This window comes from Rhizobium sp. 05L419 (assembly GCF_056397845.1).
Genome location: NZ_JBFTOF010000023.1, coordinates 36,616 through 53,513 on the forward strand (window position 1 = coordinate 36,616; position 16,898 = coordinate 53,513).

At 57.9% G+C, this 16,898-nt stretch carries 14 protein-coding genes; 11 read left to right on the forward strand and 3 right to left on the reverse strand.

The genetic code is table 11. The features are described from left to right. Positions 1 to 313: 313 nt before the first annotated feature. Entirely contained in the window at positions 314 to 484 is a 171-nt protein-coding gene (locus tag AC1DMK_RS23705; protein ID WP_477862494.1) for a hypothetical protein, read from the reverse strand. Between the two features lie 393 nt (positions 485 to 877). Here AC1DMK_RS23705 and AC1DMK_RS23710 point away from each other — a divergent pair, with 393 nt between their 5' ends. The 4 genes from AC1DMK_RS23710 (at position 878) to AC1DMK_RS23725 (ending at position 6,822) form a co-directional block, all read left to right on the forward strand. Next, a complete protein-coding gene (locus AC1DMK_RS23710) occupies positions 878 to 1,813 on the forward strand; it encodes an MBL fold metallo-hydrolase (protein WP_477862496.1) in 936 nt (311 codons plus the stop codon). Positions 1,814 to 2,700: 887 nt separating this feature from the next. Then, a complete protein-coding gene (locus AC1DMK_RS23715) occupies positions 2,701 to 3,360 on the forward strand; it encodes an ABC transporter ATP-binding protein (protein WP_477862498.1) in 660 nt (219 codons plus the stop codon). Beyond that, on the forward strand, positions 3,357 to 5,765 hold the full coding sequence (locus AC1DMK_RS23720; protein ID WP_477862500.1) for an ABC transporter permease: 2,409 nt from the start codon (positions 3,357 to 3,359) through the stop codon (positions 5,763 to 5,765). Before AC1DMK_RS23715 ends, AC1DMK_RS23720 begins: the two co-directional genes overlap by 4 nt. Continuing rightward, the gene (locus AC1DMK_RS23725; protein WP_477862502.1) at positions 5,755 to 6,822 is read left to right on the forward strand and encodes a lipocalin-like domain-containing protein; all 1,068 of its coding nucleotides are present in this window, start codon (positions 5,755 to 5,757) and stop codon (positions 6,820 to 6,822) included. The genes AC1DMK_RS23720 and AC1DMK_RS23725 overlap by 11 nt, the downstream gene beginning before the upstream one ends. 139 nt (positions 6,823 to 6,961) lie before the next feature. On the opposite strand, the gene AC1DMK_RS23730 is transcribed toward AC1DMK_RS23725, so the two are convergent. Both AC1DMK_RS23730 and AC1DMK_RS23735 read right to left on the reverse strand, forming a co-directional pair. Continuing rightward, the gene (locus AC1DMK_RS23730) at positions 6,962 to 7,192 is read right to left on the reverse strand and encodes a cupin domain-containing protein (RefSeq protein WP_477862588.1); all 231 of its coding nucleotides are present in this window, start codon (positions 7,190 to 7,192) and stop codon (positions 6,962 to 6,964) included. Between the two features lie 380 nt (positions 7,193 to 7,572). After that, positions 7,573 to 8,340: a FadR/GntR family transcriptional regulator gene (locus AC1DMK_RS23735; RefSeq protein ID WP_477862504.1), complete on the reverse strand. Its 768-nt coding sequence runs from the start codon at positions 8,338 to 8,340 to the stop codon at positions 7,573 to 7,575. 238 nt (positions 8,341 to 8,578) lie between these two features. Between AC1DMK_RS23735 and AC1DMK_RS23740 the strand changes: the two genes are divergently transcribed. The 7 genes from AC1DMK_RS23740 to AC1DMK_RS23770 all read left to right on the forward strand — a co-directional run bounded on the left by AC1DMK_RS23740 (position 8,579) and on the right by AC1DMK_RS23770 (position 16,667). Beyond that, positions 8,579 to 9,559 (forward strand): substrate-binding domain-containing protein, encoded by a 981-nt coding sequence (locus AC1DMK_RS23740; RefSeq protein ID WP_477862506.1) that lies wholly within the window; start codon positions 8,579 to 8,581, stop codon positions 9,557 to 9,559. 71 nt (positions 9,560 to 9,630) lie between these two features. Further along, complete coding sequence (locus AC1DMK_RS23745) at positions 9,631 to 11,157, forward strand: sugar ABC transporter ATP-binding protein (RefSeq protein ID WP_477862508.1); 1,527 nt, start codon at positions 9,631 to 9,633, stop codon at positions 11,155 to 11,157. A gap of 12 nt (positions 11,158 to 11,169) precedes the next feature. Then, the gene (locus AC1DMK_RS23750) at positions 11,170 to 12,174 is read left to right on the forward strand and encodes an ABC transporter permease (RefSeq protein ID WP_477862510.1); all 1,005 of its coding nucleotides are present in this window, start codon (positions 11,170 to 11,172) and stop codon (positions 12,172 to 12,174) included. 4 nt (positions 12,175 to 12,178) lie between these two features. Next, complete coding sequence (locus AC1DMK_RS23755; RefSeq protein WP_477862511.1) at positions 12,179 to 13,069, forward strand: aldose 1-epimerase; 891 nt, start codon at positions 12,179 to 12,181, stop codon at positions 13,067 to 13,069. 21 nt (positions 13,070 to 13,090) lie between these two features. Next, a complete protein-coding gene (locus AC1DMK_RS23760) occupies positions 13,091 to 14,713 on the forward strand; it encodes a GMC family oxidoreductase (protein WP_477862513.1) in 1,623 nt (540 codons plus the stop codon). A gap of 14 nt (positions 14,714 to 14,727) precedes the next feature. Beyond that, on the forward strand, positions 14,728 to 15,876 hold the full coding sequence (gene dgoD / locus AC1DMK_RS23765) for a galactonate dehydratase (protein ID WP_477862515.1): 1,149 nt from the start codon (positions 14,728 to 14,730) through the stop codon (positions 15,874 to 15,876). 11 nt (positions 15,877 to 15,887) lie between these two features. Continuing rightward, complete coding sequence (locus AC1DMK_RS23770) at positions 15,888 to 16,667, forward strand: SDR family oxidoreductase (RefSeq protein WP_477862517.1); 780 nt, start codon at positions 15,888 to 15,890, stop codon at positions 16,665 to 16,667. Positions 16,668 to 16,898: the final 231 nt, after the last annotated feature.

The following is a 16,898-nucleotide window of genomic DNA, read 5'->3' on the forward strand; positions in this document are numbered from 1 at the left end:
TTCATGGCATGGCGCGCGAGCTTCTGCGAAAATCAGCCGGCGCGAGTTCGGCGTCAGCGCCAAATTTCCTTTCGTTGGCGCGCGTCGCATTGGCTCAAGCTACGCCTCCCGAACATCCAACTCCGACGGCTGGAGCGGTTTGAGCAGCAATAATGCCATTGGCGTCCAGACGCCGCAGTGGATCAGCACCTCCCTGGTCGGCAAAGGCTCGATGGCCTCGTCGAGCCGAGTCCTCAAGTGCTGCCTTTGAGACGCACGACGGCGCGCTAGTACGGATGCTGTCGGCAAAGGTCAACAGGAGGTGTCGGACCTCTCAATCGGCCTCACGGCTATTTCCGGCTCTCGTGGCAGACACCGAATCGGAGGCGGGAAATGTTTCCTCGAGGCCTTCTTCGAGATTGTCATCGGCCGCTTGTTTCGCTTGTTCGGCATGTTCCCTCTCGAGGGATTCGACAGCGGGCGACTTAGGGGCTTCAGCCGGCATTTTTCACTCCTTCAAGTTTCCGCGCCTTGCCAATACGCGTGCATGTGCATCAAGCGGAGGGCGGCACGATCCGGTCGGATTCTCGGGAAGGCTTCAAAGAGCTGATCAATTGCATTGGCGAACTGGTGGTCTTGATTGAGGACCGCCACAAAGCGTGATCCTGGTTGGGAAGACTCGACCATATCAGCCGAGGGCCTGTGCCACTCCCCAAACCTTAGTTTGGATTACGGGCGCTTTGCGGCCTCTGTAAAGTCTTCGAAGCCGCTACCAAAGAGGTGCTCGAAAGCCGCTTCGTTCGAAATGAACGGTTCGAGCCCTCAGTCCATCATCGTTTGCAGAGCCATCGGAATGGATGGGTGACGGGCAAGTGTCGATGCAACACAGGAGTACGTCATGTCCCTACAGACAAATGTTCCGGCGGACAACAGCTTCCATCCGGGAAAGCCGGGTACCAGCGAATTGGTTCCTTCTCGCTATGCGCTGAAGATCGGTGAAATCGACGTGATGGTGGTCAGCGACGGAGTCCTGCCGCTTCCAACCGATATGTTGGGACACAACGCCGACCCCGATGTTCGTGCTAGCTGGATGGCAAACCAGTTCCTGCCGTCCGACGCATTCGACTGGCCGCTGAACGCGGTCGTCGTACGCAGCGGCGAGCAGATCATTCTCCTCGATGCCGGATTGGGTCTGGATCCGAATCTGAACCTACCGCGGGCCGGACAATTGATCAAACGGTTGGAGGCGGCCGACATCGACCTGACATCGGTGACCGATCTGGTGCTCACCCATTTGCACATGGACCACATCGGCGGGCTTCTCGTTGAAGGAGTCAAGGAAAAGCTACGTCCGGACCTGCGGATTCACGTGGCGGCGGCCGAGGTCAAGTTCTGGGAAGCGCCGGATTTCACTCACACGAAAATGCCGGAGGGATTCCCGGATGCACTGCGGGCAACAGCGAAGCGGTTCTTGAGCGAGTACCGCGGCCACCTGCGTCTGTTCGATGATGAACAGCAGGTTGCTCCGGGCGTGGTTGCCCGTCGCACTGGGGGGCATACCCCAGGTCACTGTGTGATCCGAATTGCTTCCGGCAGCGACGCGCTGACATTTGCCGGCGACGCCGTATTTGCCGTAGGTTTCGATCAGCCCGATTGGCACAACGGTTTCGAGCACGATCCCGAAAAGGCGGCTCGCGTCCGAATTGATCTTTTGCGAGAGCTGTCGGCGAGCGGCGAATTGCTTGTGGCAACCCATCTGCCGTTTCCCTCGGTCGGCCGTGTGGCCATCGCCGGCGATGCATTTCGCTGGGTGCCGGTCTTCTGGGACTACTGATCACTGATGGGCCAGGCGCAAATTTGCCTCTGCCTGTGCAACCACTGACGCTTTTCATCGATGTGCGCGGTGATACGGCGCACATGGCGAAAACGTGGCAGCCGATCCTGCCATATCAATGGTTCCTGTACGAGGTCCGGCAATAGCTTTGACCTGTTACTAACCTGCCATGTGGCTTGTGTTTGGCGACGCGAGCGCTCGTATATAAGCGAGCCGTTTCAGGTAGATGCCACATCCTCCTACGGAATGAATGTGGCCTCTACGATCCTGCAAGAACTGCCGACGCCGGTTGTGTTTATGCCTATCACATCAAGGTCAGGGGGATGCTTTTCAGTGCAGTGTCCCTGAACTTAATCTTGTTCGCTCCCAGGGGGGCGTCGCTTCGCATGATTACGGCGGTTTCAATACAGTTGATTGGCTTCTTTCGGACACTCCCGTCGAGATCTCCCGCTTTTATCTCTGCGGTCCCAAACCGTTCGTGCGGGCACTCGTTCCGGCCTTGGCTCAAGCAGCGGGCTCGCCGCGGAATCCAAGCTTTTTTTGGACCGGCGGACGAACTCGATGTCGCGTGACCTTTCAGTGCAACCCGGTTGGGCGGGGGACGTGATTTGGTGTCACCACATGAACCGAAAAGGTCTCAGCCCAGTCCGCCACAGTCGCTGCCCAGACCGGGCGTCAGGTGAGGGTTAGCCAATCATGTGCGGGCTCTACCTCAAGCGCTTCATTTTCGGCGAGATCTCATGCGAACAAACGGCGAGGACTAGCCGTCTTAGCATAGCCAACCCGAATGTGTGATTGTCGATCAGGAAGTTTCGGACCTTGTAGTGAAGCGGAGCCTTGCCTAGTTGAGGAGAACGCGCCGATCAATGCCACCCCCAGAGTTCATAATGATCCTAACGCTGTCCGGCGTCAAAAAGTCCTATGCGACCGCCGAAGGACCAATCGAGATACTGAAGGGCATAGATCTAGACGTCGCAGCTGGCGAAAGTGTTGCCCTGACAGGAGAGTCCGGCAGTGGCAAGAGTACGCTGTTGCATCTGGCTGGAGGACTAGACCACGCGGACAGTGGCGCCGTCTTGATGAACGGACGCGATCTGAGGCAATTCGGTGAAAACGAACGCGCACGCTACCGCAGAACCCAGGTCGGCCTGGTATTTCAGCAGTTCAATCTTATTCCGTCGCTGACGGTCGCGGCCAATATCTCATTCCACGCCAAGCTCGCGAACCGGTACGACCGCGCTTGGGAAACGGAGTTGATCGATAAATTGGGGCTGCGCGATTGTACCGCCCGCTATCCAGAGCAGTTATCCGGCGGACAACAACAGCGCGTTGCAATTGGACGAACCTTGGCAGCTAGGCCGCCACTCATTCTTGCGGATGAGCCAACGGGAAACCTGGATGAGCAGACCGGTGATGTCGTCCTTGACCTAATGGTCAGCCTGGCGCGGACCGCGGGATCGGCTCTGCTTCTTGTCACTCACTCCGCGAGGCTTGCAGAGCGTCTGGACCGAACCGTGGTCCTCCGTGGCGGAAAGATCGCCGAATGAAGTTCGTTGCGCTCGCCGCCCTGCTGTCACACTGGCGCCGGAGACCCCTTCAACTGCTCACCCTGGTTATGGGAATTGCGCTCGCGACTGCTCTTTGGTCCGGCGTCCAGGCCATAAACGCCGAGGCCAGGGCAAGCTACGCACGGGCGTCATCCGTTCTGGAGCAAGGCAGCCTTCGACAGATCGTCGCCAAGAACGGTGGCGGTATCGCCACCGACATGTATGGAAGCCTGCGTCGGGCAGGGTTGAATGTCTCGCCGGTCATTGAGGGGAACTATCGTCTTGGATCCACACGGATCAGGTTGGTTGGCATCGAACCTTTGACGATGCCAAGGGACGCCCCGGGCGTCACAATCGCCAGCGGTACGGATCTGTCTGGCTTCTTTTCCTCCAACGGACTGCTTTTGGTATCGAGCGCGACTGCCGAACGGCTGCGCGGCAGCACGGACATGCGTGTCAAAGTCGACAACAATGTCCCCGACGGCGCTGCCTTCGTGGATATATCCATCGCCGACAGGTTGCTCGAAAAGCATGGGAGGATCGACCGCCTGGTGATTGCTTCCGATCAAGAGGTAGAAACGCAAGCTCTCGACCGGATTGTGCCTGGACTGACCATTCGCGAACCAGCGGACCAACCAGACGTCGCTCGCCTTACGGATAGCTTCCATCTCAACCTGACTGCTTTCGGTTTTCTCTCGTTCGTCGTCGGGCTTTTCATCGTTTACTCGGCCACAGGCCTGACCTTCGAACAGCGTCGTGGCACCTTTCGAACGATGCGGTCCCTTGGTGTCTCTCTTCGGGCGCTGTCCATCATGCTAATGGTCGAACTCTCGGTGCTGGCGCTGGTATCGGCCTTGATCGGCGTCATCCTTGGGTACGTGATCGCTTCGCTGCTAATGCCGGGTGTGGCTGCCACACTCAGGGGCTTGTATGGGGCAAATGTATCGGGTTCGCTTTCCATTCGGACGGAGTGGTGGCTGGCGGGGCTGGCGATTGCTCTTGGCGGAACCGCTGTCTCCTCAGCGCAGAGCCTTTGGCGGGTTTGGAAGCTGCCGATATTGGCTGCCGCTCAACCACGGGCGTGGGCAAGAGAGTCCGCCAGATCACTCGCCTATCAGGCTGGAGCTGGCGGGTTTTTGCTCGTCCTGGCCGTCGTCCTTACGATAACCGCATACGGCCTCGTGGCGGGCTTTGCGGTGCTCGGCTGCCTGCTTCTCGGAACAGCTCTTATGCTACCTGGACTTCTTGCCGTCATCCTGGCCGCAGCTCATCAATTGGCAAGGAGCGCCCTAATGGAATGGTTCTGGGCAGACACCCGCATACAGCTCCCTGGCCTGTCGCTGGCTTTGATGGCTCTGCTACTCGCACTGTCGGCGAACATTGGCGTCGGCACGATGGTTTCCAGTTTCCGATTGACGTTCATTGGATGGCTGGATCAACGCCTGGCCGCAGAGCTTTACGTGACCGCCAAGGATGAGGATGAAGCTACGCGGCTGCGGGGCTGGCTTCCGCAGCACGCGACAGCAGTCCTTCCGATCTGGAGCGTCGACGGTGAGGTCCTTGGTGAACAGATCCAGATTTTCGGCGTTGCGGATGATCCAACCTATCGTGAGCATTGGCCCTTGATCGCTTCCGACAACGAGGTCTGGGAAAAGATCGCCGCGGGGCAGGGCGCTCTCATCAACGAGCAGATGTGGCGTCGCGGTGAAGCTAAGATCGGCCAGCCATTGGTGATGCCTGGAGGCTGGAGCGCGGCCGTGGTCGGCGTGTACTCGGACTATGGCAACCCGAATGGGCAAGTGATCGTCGGGATCAATACCCTGGTCGATCATTATCCCGATGTACCGAAACTTCGTTACGGTGTCCGAGTGCCTCCCGAGCGTGCCCAGGAGCTCAAGCGTCAACTGGTAGACGAGTTGGGTCTGCCGGATACGGCGATCGTTGACCAGGCTTCGCTCAAGCGACAATCGAGAGCCATCTTCGACCAGACATTCAAAGTGACGGGTGCGTTGAACGTCCTCACCCTTGCTGTGGCAGGATTTGCCATGTTCTCAAGTCTCCTGACGCTGTCTGGTATTCGGCTTCCTCAGCTCGCGCCGGTGTGGGCAATGGGTGTGCGGCGGCGAGATTTGGCGCTCTATGAAGTTGCGCGAACACTTGCGCTCTGGCTCGCAACATTTGTGGCGGCGATCCCGGTTGGTCTTGCCTTGGCGTGGGTCCTGCTGGCGATCGTGAACGTGGAGGCCTTCGGCTGGCGGTTGCCAATGATGGTGTTTCCCATGGATTGGCTTTGGCTGGGAGCAATCGCTCTTCTGGCGGCATTGCTGTCGGTACTGGTGCCGGTTCGGCGTCTGGCCTCGATCAATCCCGCGGACCTGCTTAGGATCTTCGCCAATGAACGTTAGAAACCTTGCATCTGTCTTGGTAGCGGCGGCTATGATCTTTGTTAGCGGACAGGCGTCCGGGCAGGGATTTGCTGGATTGGGGTCGGATGCGCAGGGTTTTGCAATCCCGGAGCGTGGTCGCGCTATCGCATTTCCCGCCGATCATGGCGCTCATCCTAGTTATCGGATTGAGTGGTGGTATGTCACCGCCAACCTGATGGGTGAGGATGGCAAACACTATGGGGCGCAGTGGACGCTATTTCGATCCGCACTGGCTCCGGGAGAGAAGGCAGGCTTCGCAGATCCCCAGGTTTGGATCGGGCATGCAGCCATTACCACCCAGTCCCACCAGTTTGTCGCGGAGCGCTTGGGCCGGGGAGGCGTCGGACAGGCAGGCGTTGAGGTCACGCCATTTCGGAGTTGGATAGACGACTGGCAGATGGTCGGTTCCGCTCAAGGCGCCTTGGACCTTGGCAACCTTTTGGTATCTGCAGGGGGAACGGATTTCAGCTTTGGCTTGAACCTTAAGGCCGACGGCCCGCTCGTTCTGCAGGGTGACAACGGCTTTTCAGTGAAGTCGGCGCACGGGCAGGCGAGCTACTATTACTCCCAGCCCTTCTATCAGGTCTCAGGCGATATCACGGTTTCCGGGTTGTCGGTGAAGGTCACCGGAAAAGCATGGTTGGATCGAGAGTGGTCGTCGCAGCCACTTGCTGCCGAACAGACCGGCTGGGACTGGTTCTCATTGCATTTGGATTCCGGCGAGAAACTGATGGCTTTTCGGCTTCGTGATGACAAAGACGGGTTCATCTCGGCGAACTGGATATCTGCGGACGGGCGAACGACACCCCTGTCGAAAGACGACGTTCAACTGGAGCCAACCCGTAAGGCAGTGGTCGATGGGCGTCAAATGCCGGTAGAGTGGCGTATACGGGTTCCGGGAAAGTCGCTCGATATCACGACCAAACCGTTGAACGACCAGTCCTGGATGGCGACTTCAACGCCTTATTGGGAGGGACCAATAACGTTCAAGGGTACCATGTCGGGCGTTGGGTACCTTGAGATGACGGGGTATTAGGCTCCGCTTTCTTAGGGAGGTAGCATCTCCGTCCTGTAGGAAGGTGCGAGTTCGCCAGCCTTTTTCCCGCGCTGTCTTTTGTCGTCGCCGCTAAATTCCGGCGCTGGAGCTGTTGCACTATTCACCCTGTCGCCAATTTTCAGGGAGAATTCTTCCTGACCAGGAGGGTACACATGCAAAGGAGTCTCGCAGGTTTCCCTGATTTGTTCTTGAATGAGTGTGGCGCGTTGGGGATATTTATCGTCGTCCCAGCGCCCGCGGTCTGGGCTACGCCTCGAAACGTGAATTCGAGTTCGCCGTCCAGGATTGTAAACATTTCCTCGAAATCGTGTCGATGCGGCGGTGGCCCGCCACCATGGGGCACGCGCATGTCGATCAGGCAATATCCGCCGCCAGTCTCCTCTCCGGACAGCAAGACGGTCTAAGTGCCACCCGCCACGGACACGTGGCGACCTTTGGCATGGTCCGGACTCACCACCGTTAGTTGCGAGTAAGATCATCTGCAGGAATCGTCTGGTGACTGCTTTCCATCGTAGCCCTCTCAGAAGCCATATCTGCGCTAAGATGGTCCAATGATGGCGCAGTGCGAGCGGTAATCAAGGTAACAGGGGTCGCTCTGCTTATCCGCCGGGGAGCCAGTTCTTATGGCGACCGGTTAGCGATCAAACCGACAAGCCTCCAGGATTGGGATCGTAGCCTACCGAGTGGCCTTCGTCGCTAAGCAAAGCGCCAGCTGCCTGTGAAGACGTGTCAACGCTTCGTGTTTTTTTTGAGCGCTTCGGTGATTTCCGCTCTCGCGACGCCGATCAAAGTTTCCATTGCCTTTCTTGCCGCGACAGGATCGCGAACGCGTATGGCTTCCAGAACGTCCTGATGCTTTCGAATAGCTTGTTCATGTGACTGACTGGCGCGATTGGTAAGACGGAAACTTGCAAGCAGAGCGGCTCGAATAGCGCTCGCGAACTGCCTGTAGACCCAGTTGCCACTCGCATTGATAATAGCTGTATGGAATTCGAGATCGGCCCGGCTCCACTCTTCGTTGTCGCGAGCGTTCGCGTCGACCATATCTTCGAATGCCTGAGCAATACGCGCCAGCTGTTTGGCGGTCGCGTTCTTCGCGGCGTGCTCGGCCGCGGCCGGTTCCAGCAACTGACGCGCATCAATGAGCGATGCGTAGAAAGACTCGTCCCCACCGAGTGAGAGCATCACGTCAAGCAGGAGGGGATCGAGATAGCTCCAATTCTCTCGCGGAAGAACCGTCGTCCCGGCCCTGGTCCGCGACCGGATCATTCCAATTGCCGACAGATACTGCATGGCCTCTCGCAGACTGGTTCTGCTGACACCGAACTGATCGGTAAGGTCCGCCTCGTTGGGCAAGGTCGAGCCCTCCGGCAGCTCACCCGAAACAATCTTCTCGACCATTGTTGACAGAAGAGCTTCACGCACCGACCGCTTACCGCGCGATGCAATTTCATTTCCGCCGTCGGTAAGCTTCCACTCGCTACGTGCGATTGCCACTAGCTGCCTCCCATGCCGCTTTTGCCGCGGGTTATCCAAAATTCGCGCCGAGCAGAAGCCCCGCCAAGGCATCATATCCACAATTCCGCTCTCAACTTGTAGCAAGGATTTCAGTTGCCTGCCACATCTTTAAAAAAATAAATCGTATTTATATTGACAATAATACGACCGATATTAATGTTTGCTCGTCGGTTGGCTCCGTCTTGGAGCCCGTCGTTGGAGATAACGGGAGGGAGCAATGAAGCTCATCGTACGCGCCGCAATCCTGGCGCTCACCACAATTGCTGGGTCACATGCCACAACGGTTTTTGCGCAGGACAAGGACCTGAAGGTCGGCGCCATCTACATGGACGCTCAGGGCTTCTACGCCGGCGTTCGCAAAGGCATTCAGACTGGCGCAAGCGATGCTGGCCGCAAACTGGATGTCGTTGAAACAAACGCGCAAGGCGATGCGAGCAAGGAATCCTCGTTCATCGATACCCTGATTTCGTCAGGTGTCCAGGCGATCATCGTTTCGCCGGTGTCGGCCGACGGCTCCTCGCGAGCAATCCGCCGAGCCCATGACGCTGGAATTCCGGTAGTATGCTACAACACATGCCTCAACGATGCTGACATGAAAGAGTACATCTCGGCTTATGCAGTCGGCGACCCATATGATTTTGGCCACAAGTTGGGCGATGCAGCCGCAGAGTACTTCATAGCTGAAAAGATAGACGCCCCGAAAATCGGCGTCTTGAACTGCGAATTTGTCGAAGTCTGTGTCACACGCCGCAAAGGCTTCGAAGAAGCGCTTAAAGCTAAGGTAGCAGGCGCCCAAATTGTTGCTAACCAGGAAGGTGCAACCCTCGACAAGGCCGTTTCGGTCGCAGCAACCATGTTGACTTCCAACCCTGAGATTAACGCATTTTTTGGCGAAGCCGGAGGTGCAACGCTTGGTGCCGCCCGTGCCGTGAAGAGCCAGGATAAGACCGGCAAAGTCGTCGTCTTCGGCGGCGACATGACCACCGAAATCGCTCAGGAGCTGGCCGACTTTACGGTTATCAAGGCTGTGGTCGATATTTCGGGGCAAGGTCTTGGAAAGCTCGCGTTAGCCCAGGCCATCAAGTCGATCGACGGCCAGCCGCCGGAAGGTATCAAGGTGGCCTATGACATCGATCTCTACAAGTCGTCCGAAGACGGTAAGGCCTGGTTGAAGGCTCACGCTGACGGCGTTCCGTGAGATCACCTCCCAAGTGACGAAAGCCGAGGCCGCCGGGAGACCGGCGGCATCTTTTCGAAGGTGGAAATTAAATGACACAGACATCGCGGACGGCAGAACTTGCTTCGCGCCCGATCGCTTCGATCGAGGGTTGCACACGTCAATATCCCGGCGTCCTTGCTCTCGACAACGCGACATTCGCAGTGGCGGCAGGAGAGGTCAGGGCACTGCTTGGAAAGAACGGCGCGGGCAAATCCACGCTTATCAGGCTTCTGACGGGCGCTGAGATCCCCGATAGCGGTACCGTGAGAGTCGACGGCGAAGAGTTGCGGCACTCGGGATCCAGCCGCGCACAAGATGCCTTCGTAAAGGGAGTGCGTGTGGTGTACCAGGAACTCAGCCTGGTTCCGGGTATGACGCTCGCTGAAAACCTATTTTTGGGGCGATGGCCGCGAAAAGGCGGCGTCATCCAGTCCGCGGACATGGAAGCGGAAGCATCGGAGGCCATAGGACGGCTTGACCTTGACCGGCCGCCGAACACGCTCGTCGCCAGCCTTAGCCCGGCCGAGCGCCAGCTTCTGGAGATCGCCCGCGTCCTGCTCGGAAAGCCGAAATTGGTTATCCTCGACGAGCCGACAAGTTCGCTCGCCGCCGCCGAAGCCGAGAAGGTTATGGCGGCCGTCACCCGCATTGCCGCTGAAGATATCGCAGTTATTTATGTGAGCCATCGCATGAACGAGATCCGCCAGATAGCGCATTCAGCGACGATCATGCGGGATGGACGCATCATCGACACCGTCGACGTCAAGGGTGCCGACACCCGCGAGATTGTTCGCCTGATGCTCGGCGCCGAGGCAGCAAAGGCGGCAGCCCTCGACAATCGAAGCCAGGAAAAGACTGTCCTGGAAGTTCGCGACATTGCGCTCGCGCCCAAACTCAATTCCGTTTCCTTTCAGCTCAAAGCGGGGGAAGTGCTTGGCATTGCAGGCTTGCTCGGGTCGGGGCGCACAGAGCTTCTGCAGGCCATCATGGGCGTTCGCGCTCAGGATCGGGGCGACGTGCTCGTTGACGGCGTTACAGTCGACCCTGGCCGATACACACAAATGATCTCGAAGGGTTTTGGCTACACCCCGGAAAGCCGCAAGGAGGAGGGGATCGTTCCACTTCTGGGGGTCGACGAGAATACCTTGTCGACCAACTTTGCGGGCGTCAGTAAGCATGGGATCCTATCTGCCAAGATGATGGCAGACGCAACGCGCCGGGTTATCCAGCGCCTGCATATCAAAACCGCTCAGACCGACACCCCAATTGGCACCCTCTCAGGGGGCAATCAGCAAAAGGTTGTCATTGGCCGCTGGGTCTACGCCAACAGCCGCGTGTTGCTCCTAGATGAGCCCACGAGAGGCGTTGACGTTGAAGCCAAGGCTCAGATCTACGCGATCATTCGCCAGTTGGCCGCAGAAGGCCGTAGCGTGATCTTTGTCTCCAGCGAGATTGAAGAGCTGCCGCTCGTTTGCGATCGGGTGCTCGTCCTGAGGGATGGTACCCTTCAAGAAGAATTCAAATCACCAAATATCGATCAGGACGCCTTGATGGCAGCCTGCATCGCTGGACATTGAGGGAGACACGAGATGTCACTCGACCTGACTGCCAAATCAGCATCGACACCAAGAGCCAAATCTCGGTTCACGTTCTCGCAGCACATGAACGAACTGAGTTTGTTTGTTGCAATCGCTGTGCTTTATGTCGTCTTCACATCGACGGCGAACGGGTTTCTCTCGTTCAACAATCAGATTAACATTCTCAGAGATGCAGCCACGATCGGTATAGCCGCTTGGGCCGCGACCCTCATCATCATCGCTGGCGAAATCGATGTCAGCGTCGGCCCGATGGTCGCCTTCATTTCAGTCGTGCTCGCATTCCTGCTGCAGTGGGGTGTTCCGACGCCGATCGCATTCGCATTAGCGATCGTGGTCGGCGCCTTGCTCGGGTCCATTGCCGGAGCGTTGCGGGCATACTTCGATGTTCCGTCTTTTGTCGGCACACTCGGTCTCTGGAGCGCTCTTCGCGGTACCGCCCTGTTCGTAACGGATGCACTGCCCGTCTCGATTGGTCGCAACGACACCCTGGACGCTCTGGATCGCTCTTTCCTGGGTATCCCTCCCGCTGCAATCATCATGTTGGTTCTGTTTGCGGTCTTCACGTTCATCAGTCGGAAAACCGCTTTCGGCCGTTCGGTCTTTGCGATCGGTGGCAACGCCCATGCAGCATTCCTCAGCGGCATCAGCGTCTCGAAAATCCGTGTTGCGCTGTTTGCAATCGCAGGCGCCATGGCAGCGATCTCCGGCATCCTCCTTGTGGCGCGTCTCGGCTCCGGTAACGCGACCGCGGCCACGGGCCTCGAATTCGATGTGATCGCGGCGGTCGTCGTCGGCGGAACATCGCTGTCCGGCGGTCGCGGATCGATGCTTGGAACGCTTCTTGGCGTTCTCGTCATTACGTTGATTGGCAACGGCCTTGTTTTGCTTGGGATCAATCCCTTCTTCCAGCAGGTCGTGCGTGGTCTGATCATCGTGATTGCGGTGCTTGCCAACATCCAGGCAATCAAGCGCAGCATCTCCCGTAGCAAGGGCTGATACGATGACGATCGTCGATCTTGAAGCTGGTCCATTGTCTGTTCGCGTGGCAACCAAAGGTGGGCTCTTGCTTGGCTTTTGGCGCGATGTCGGAGCGGGGAAGTTGGCGCTGCTGCGCCCCAGCATATCTGACGACGCCGATGCCCTTGGCTCGGCGTGCTATCCATTGGTGCCGTTTGGCAATCGGGTCAGGGACAACCGGTTTTCGTTTGAAGGAAACGATTACCGATTCAGCCCAAATACCGAGTGGGACGAGCACTACCTGCACGGCGAGGGCTGGCAAGCCGACTGGGCGATCGCTCGACAAGCTCCGACGTCAGTGGAAATGAGTTTCGCCCATAGTCGTGGCAATACGCCGTACACGTATCAGGCGTGCCAGCGCTTCGCGGTCGACGAAGCCGGACTGACCATGACACTGACGGTCGAGAACCGAGGCGAACGCGCAATGCCGTTCGGGCTTGGATGGCACCCCTATTTTCCGATGACGCCTAAGACGACGCTGCTGGCGCCAGCCCGCACGTTCTGGACGGAAGTCGAGGGTTGGCTGCCGGGTGAACCGACCGCGAAACCGGAAGACCTGGATTTCAGTTCACCAGCGCCACTACCGCACCGATGGGTCAACAATGGCTTCGAGGACTGGAGCGGAGAAGCATTCATCACCTGGCCTGAACGGGATACCTCGCTTCATCTCACGGCCGAAGCCATCTTCAAGCATGCCTTCGTATTCGTTTCCGATACGACGTTCGACCCGAGCTTTAAGCGCGACTACTTCTGCTTCGAGCCAATGAGCCACCTGGCGAACGGGCACAATATGCCTGAGCTGGGCGGCCTAAAAGTACTTGGACCTGGCGAGAGCATTTCTGGAAGCATCCACCTGCGCCCCTCTAGCATTTGACATTGAATTCCGGAGTTCCTGATGCCTGTGAATGACCGTTACGACTACATCATCGTCGGTGGGGGAAGCTCCGCCTGTGTGGTCGCGGAGAAACTGGTAGGTGACGGCAAGGCGCGAGTGCTGCTGCTCGAGCGTGGACCTGCAAAGGCCAACCCAATTATGAGCTTCCCAGCCGGGTACATGAAGTTCCTAGCAAAGGACACCTACCTGGCCATGCATCAGACCAAGCCGCAGCCGCAGCTGAACGGCCGTGGCCCCATTGTTCCGCAAGGCAAGGTGCTGGGCGGCGGGAGCACCGTCAATGCGATGGTCTACATGCGTGGACAGGCAGCAGATTTTGACCAGTGGAATGAACTTGTCACGCCCGATGGATCCAATGACAGCGCTTGGTCCTACGGCGATCTGCTTCCGTATTTCAAGCAGCAGGAAGACAACGACCATCTTGCGGGCGAATTCCACGGCGTCGGCGGGCCGCTGAAGATTTCGCACCTTGGCCATACCAGCCCGATGACTCGCACTTATGTGAAAACTTTGCAGGGCATGGGCATACCTTACAATCCCGATTTCAACGGCGCAGGCCAGTTCGGCGTCGGCTTCATGCAGCACACAATAGACTGGAAGACGAAACGGCGGTCGAGTGCCGTCGATGCGTTTCTTGCTCCGGTCATGAAGGATCCGCTGCTCACCATTCAAACGGAGGCGACCGTCACCTCGATAAAGATGGATGGTAATCGTGCCAGGGGTGTCGATTATGTCCAGAATGGTAGCCGGAAGTCCGCGAGCGCGGGAGAAGTCATTCTCGCCGCCGGAGCCTATCAGACACCAAAGTTGCTGATGATCTCCGGTATTGGACCCGATGACGAGCTTTCCAAACACAACATCCAGAAAAAGGTCGTACTATCCGGCGTCGGCAAGAACCTGCAAGACCATTACGAGTGCCCGGTCGTCGCGACCACCAAGGGCTCCTTCGGCTACTATGGCGCCGATCGCGGCTGGCCAATGATCAAGGCGGGCCTTCAGTACCTCATGTTCAAATCTGGCCCGGTGTCGACGACGGGCGTAGAGACCTGCGCCTTCTACGACCCGGATGGCAATAACGATCGTCCCACCATTCAGATGTTCTGCGTGCCGACGGTCTATTTGGACCGTGACGTCATGGGAACGGAACCTGGTGACGGCGTGACGATCAACTCGCTCTTGCTGCGTCCGAAGGCGAGGGGATCTGTCACCTTGGCCTCGTCCGATCCATACGAGAATCCGATCGTCGACACGCAAATCTTCGGGCATCCAGACGACTTGCGGCTGACAATGGCTGGCTTCCGATTTGCACGCACGGTATTAGACGCATCGCCGATGCGCGAGCTGATCGACAAGGAGATCTTTCCGGGAGCGGACGTCACCAGTGACGAGGCCGTCGCCGCGCACTGCAAACGAACCGTGAAAACGGGCTACCATCCTGTCGGGACCTGCAAGATGGGCCAGGACAACGATCCGGAAGCGGTGTTGGATACGAACCTCAGGGTCCGGGGCACACGCGGTTTGCGTGTCGTGGACGCGTCTCTGATGCCCACGATCGTCAGCGGCAACACGAACGCCGCCGTCATGGCCGCCGCAGGCAAAGCTGCCAACCTTATTCTGGCATAGATTGGGCACATTTCATGAAGATCACGAAACTCACGACCTACATCGTACCCCCGCGCTGGTTACTCCTGAAGATAGAGACGGACGAGGGTATAGTAGGCTGGGGCGAGCCGGTCGTTGAAGGGAGGGCGCTGGCGGTGGAGGCTGCCGTCCATGAGCTGTCCGACTATCTGGTCGGCAAAGATCCTTTCCTGATCGAGGATCATTGGCAGGTGATGTATCGTGGCGGCTTCTATCGCGGCGGGGCCATCCACATGAGCGCGATTTCAGGCATCGACCAGGCCCTCTGGGATATCAAGGGTAAGGCGCTCGGACAGCCGATTCATTCGCTGCTCGGCGGCCAGGTGCGCGATAGGATCAAGGTTTATTCCTGGATCGGCGGTGATAGGCCGTCCGACGTCGCCAAGAACGCCCAAGAAGTCGTTGCCCGTGGCTTCAAAGCCATCAAGATGAATGGCGCCGAAGAGCTTCAGATCGTCGATACGCACGACAAGATTGATGCGATCATAGCGAATATCGCGGCAGTCAGAAATGCGGTCGGCCCCCAAATCGGGATCGGTGCCGACTTTCACGGGCGTGTTCATCGGCCCATGGCCAAGGTTCTGGCGAAGGAACTCGAGCCCTACAAGCTGCTGTTCATCGAGGAACCCGTTTTGTCGGAAAACTATGAAGCGTTGAAGGAAATCGCCAACCACACGTCAACACCCATCGCTTTAGGAGAGCGGTTGTTTTCCCGGTGGGATTTTAAACGTGTCCTGTCAGAGGGTTATGTCGATATACTGCAACCGGACTTGAGCCACGCAGGGGGCATTACTGAGTGTCGCAAGATCGCCACCATGGCGGAGGCCTATGACGTTGCGCTGGCCCCGCATTGCCCGCTCGGGCCGATCGCCCTTGCCGCCTGCCTGCAGGTCGACGCCGTGAGCTACAATGCTTTCATTCAAGAGCAGAGCCTSGGCATCCAYTACAACAAGGGCAACGACATCYTGGACTAYATCTCCAACAAGGAWGTYTTCCASTAYGCCGAYGGTTTCGTATCCATTCCTCAGGGCCCWGGSCTCGGCATCGAGGTGAACGAAGCCTATGTGATTGAGCGGGCGAAGGAGGGCCATCGGTGGMGCAACCCGCTTTGGCGTCATGAAGATGGCAGCGTCGCTGAGTGGTAGAGGAGATCGGAATGGCCAAGCGTCTCAAAGGCAAGCGGATGCTGATCACGGGCGCTGCTCAGGGTATCGGCCTCGCCATAGCAAAAGCCGTCCTACGGGCGAATGCCACCGCCTACCTGATAGACCGCGATGAAGACCTTCTTCGACAGGAGGCTGAAAAGCTTAAAGGCGAAGGGTACCCCCTTGGCTTCAAGGCCGCCGATATCACCGATGCCAAGTCCATCGCAACGGTCGTCGACGAAGCCAATGCTGAAATCGGCCAGATCAATGCCCTCATAAACAATGCGGGTGTCAACGTCTTCGCCGAGCCGCTCGAGACGACGGACGAGGAGTGGAACCGGTGTTTCGACATCAATCTCAAGGGCGCATGGAACTGCTGCAAGGCGGTGCTGCCGGGCCTGATCGAACAGGGCGGCGGCGTCATTCTCAATATCGCCTCCACTCATGCCTTTACCATCATCCCGCATACCTTTCCCTATCCGCTCGCCAAACACGCGTTGCTCGGCATGACCAAGTCTCTGGGGTTGGAATATGCGTCCAAGAATGTCCGGGTGAATGCACTTGCACCTGGCTATGTCGCGACACAGAAGGTCATCGACTACTGGAACGGTTTTCCCGATCCGGAAGCCGCCAAGGCCGAAACCATGAAGCTGCATCCCGGCGGGCGGATCGCCACGCCGGAGGAAATCGCCATGGCTGCGGTCTTCATGATCTCGGACGAGTGCCCGTTCATGAACGCCACCTGCCTGACCGTCGATGGCGGGTTGAGCGTGCAACAGCATCCGGCCTGATCAGTCTGGGCGGAAGGACGTTTCCGGAACTGCAGAATAGCTCCCGCGAAAGGCACCTCCCGCAGCCAAGCACCTTGCTAAACCAAAGATCCGCTCCATAAAGCGGTCGCCACAGCAAAATGACTTGAAAAAGCTCGCCAATTGCCAATCGAGCAATGCGTCTCATTCGACGATTGGGCTTTCCCAAATCCTTTCGATCACTAGCGCAATTGGTGGTCGCCGAGAAACCAG

What these genes read in the sequence shown, in the direction of transcription:
- AC1DMK_RS23725 (WP_477862502.1), top strand. Translation starts at nt 5,755, where the DNA reads ATGAACGTTAGAAACCTTGCATCTGTCTTGGTAGCGGCGGCTATGATC.
- AC1DMK_RS23760 (WP_477862513.1), top strand. Translation starts at nt 13,091, where the DNA reads ATGCCTGTGAATGACCGTTACGACTACATCATCGTCGGTGGGGGAAGC.
- AC1DMK_RS23740 (WP_477862506.1), top strand. Translation starts at nt 8,579, where the DNA reads ATGAAGCTCATCGTACGCGCCGCAATCCTGGCGCTCACCACAATTGCT.
- AC1DMK_RS23755 (WP_477862511.1), top strand. Translation starts at nt 12,179, where the DNA reads ATGACGATCGTCGATCTTGAAGCTGGTCCATTGTCTGTTCGCGTGGCA.
- AC1DMK_RS23745 (WP_477862508.1), top strand. Translation starts at nt 9,631, where the DNA reads ATGACACAGACATCGCGGACGGCAGAACTTGCTTCGCGCCCGATCGCT.
- AC1DMK_RS23720 (WP_477862500.1), top strand. Translation starts at nt 3,357, where the DNA reads ATGAAGTTCGTTGCGCTCGCCGCCCTGCTGTCACACTGGCGCCGGAGA.
- AC1DMK_RS23715 (WP_477862498.1), top strand. Translation starts at nt 2,701, where the DNA reads ATGATCCTAACGCTGTCCGGCGTCAAAAAGTCCTATGCGACCGCCGAA.
- AC1DMK_RS23730 (WP_477862588.1), bottom strand. Translation starts at nt 7,192, where the DNA reads ATGCGCGTGCCCCATGGTGGCGGGCCACCGCCGCATCGACACGATTTC.
- AC1DMK_RS23705 (WP_477862494.1), bottom strand. Translation starts at nt 484, where the DNA reads ATGCCGGCTGAAGCCCCTAAGTCGCCCGCTGTCGAATCCCTCGAGAGG.
- AC1DMK_RS23770 (WP_477862517.1), top strand. Translation starts at nt 15,888, where the DNA reads ATGGCCAAGCGTCTCAAAGGCAAGCGGATGCTGATCACGGGCGCTGCT.
- AC1DMK_RS23710 (WP_477862496.1), top strand. Translation starts at nt 878, where the DNA reads ATGTCCCTACAGACAAATGTTCCGGCGGACAACAGCTTCCATCCGGGA.
- AC1DMK_RS23750 (WP_477862510.1), top strand. Translation starts at nt 11,170, where the DNA reads ATGTCACTCGACCTGACTGCCAAATCAGCATCGACACCAAGAGCCAAA.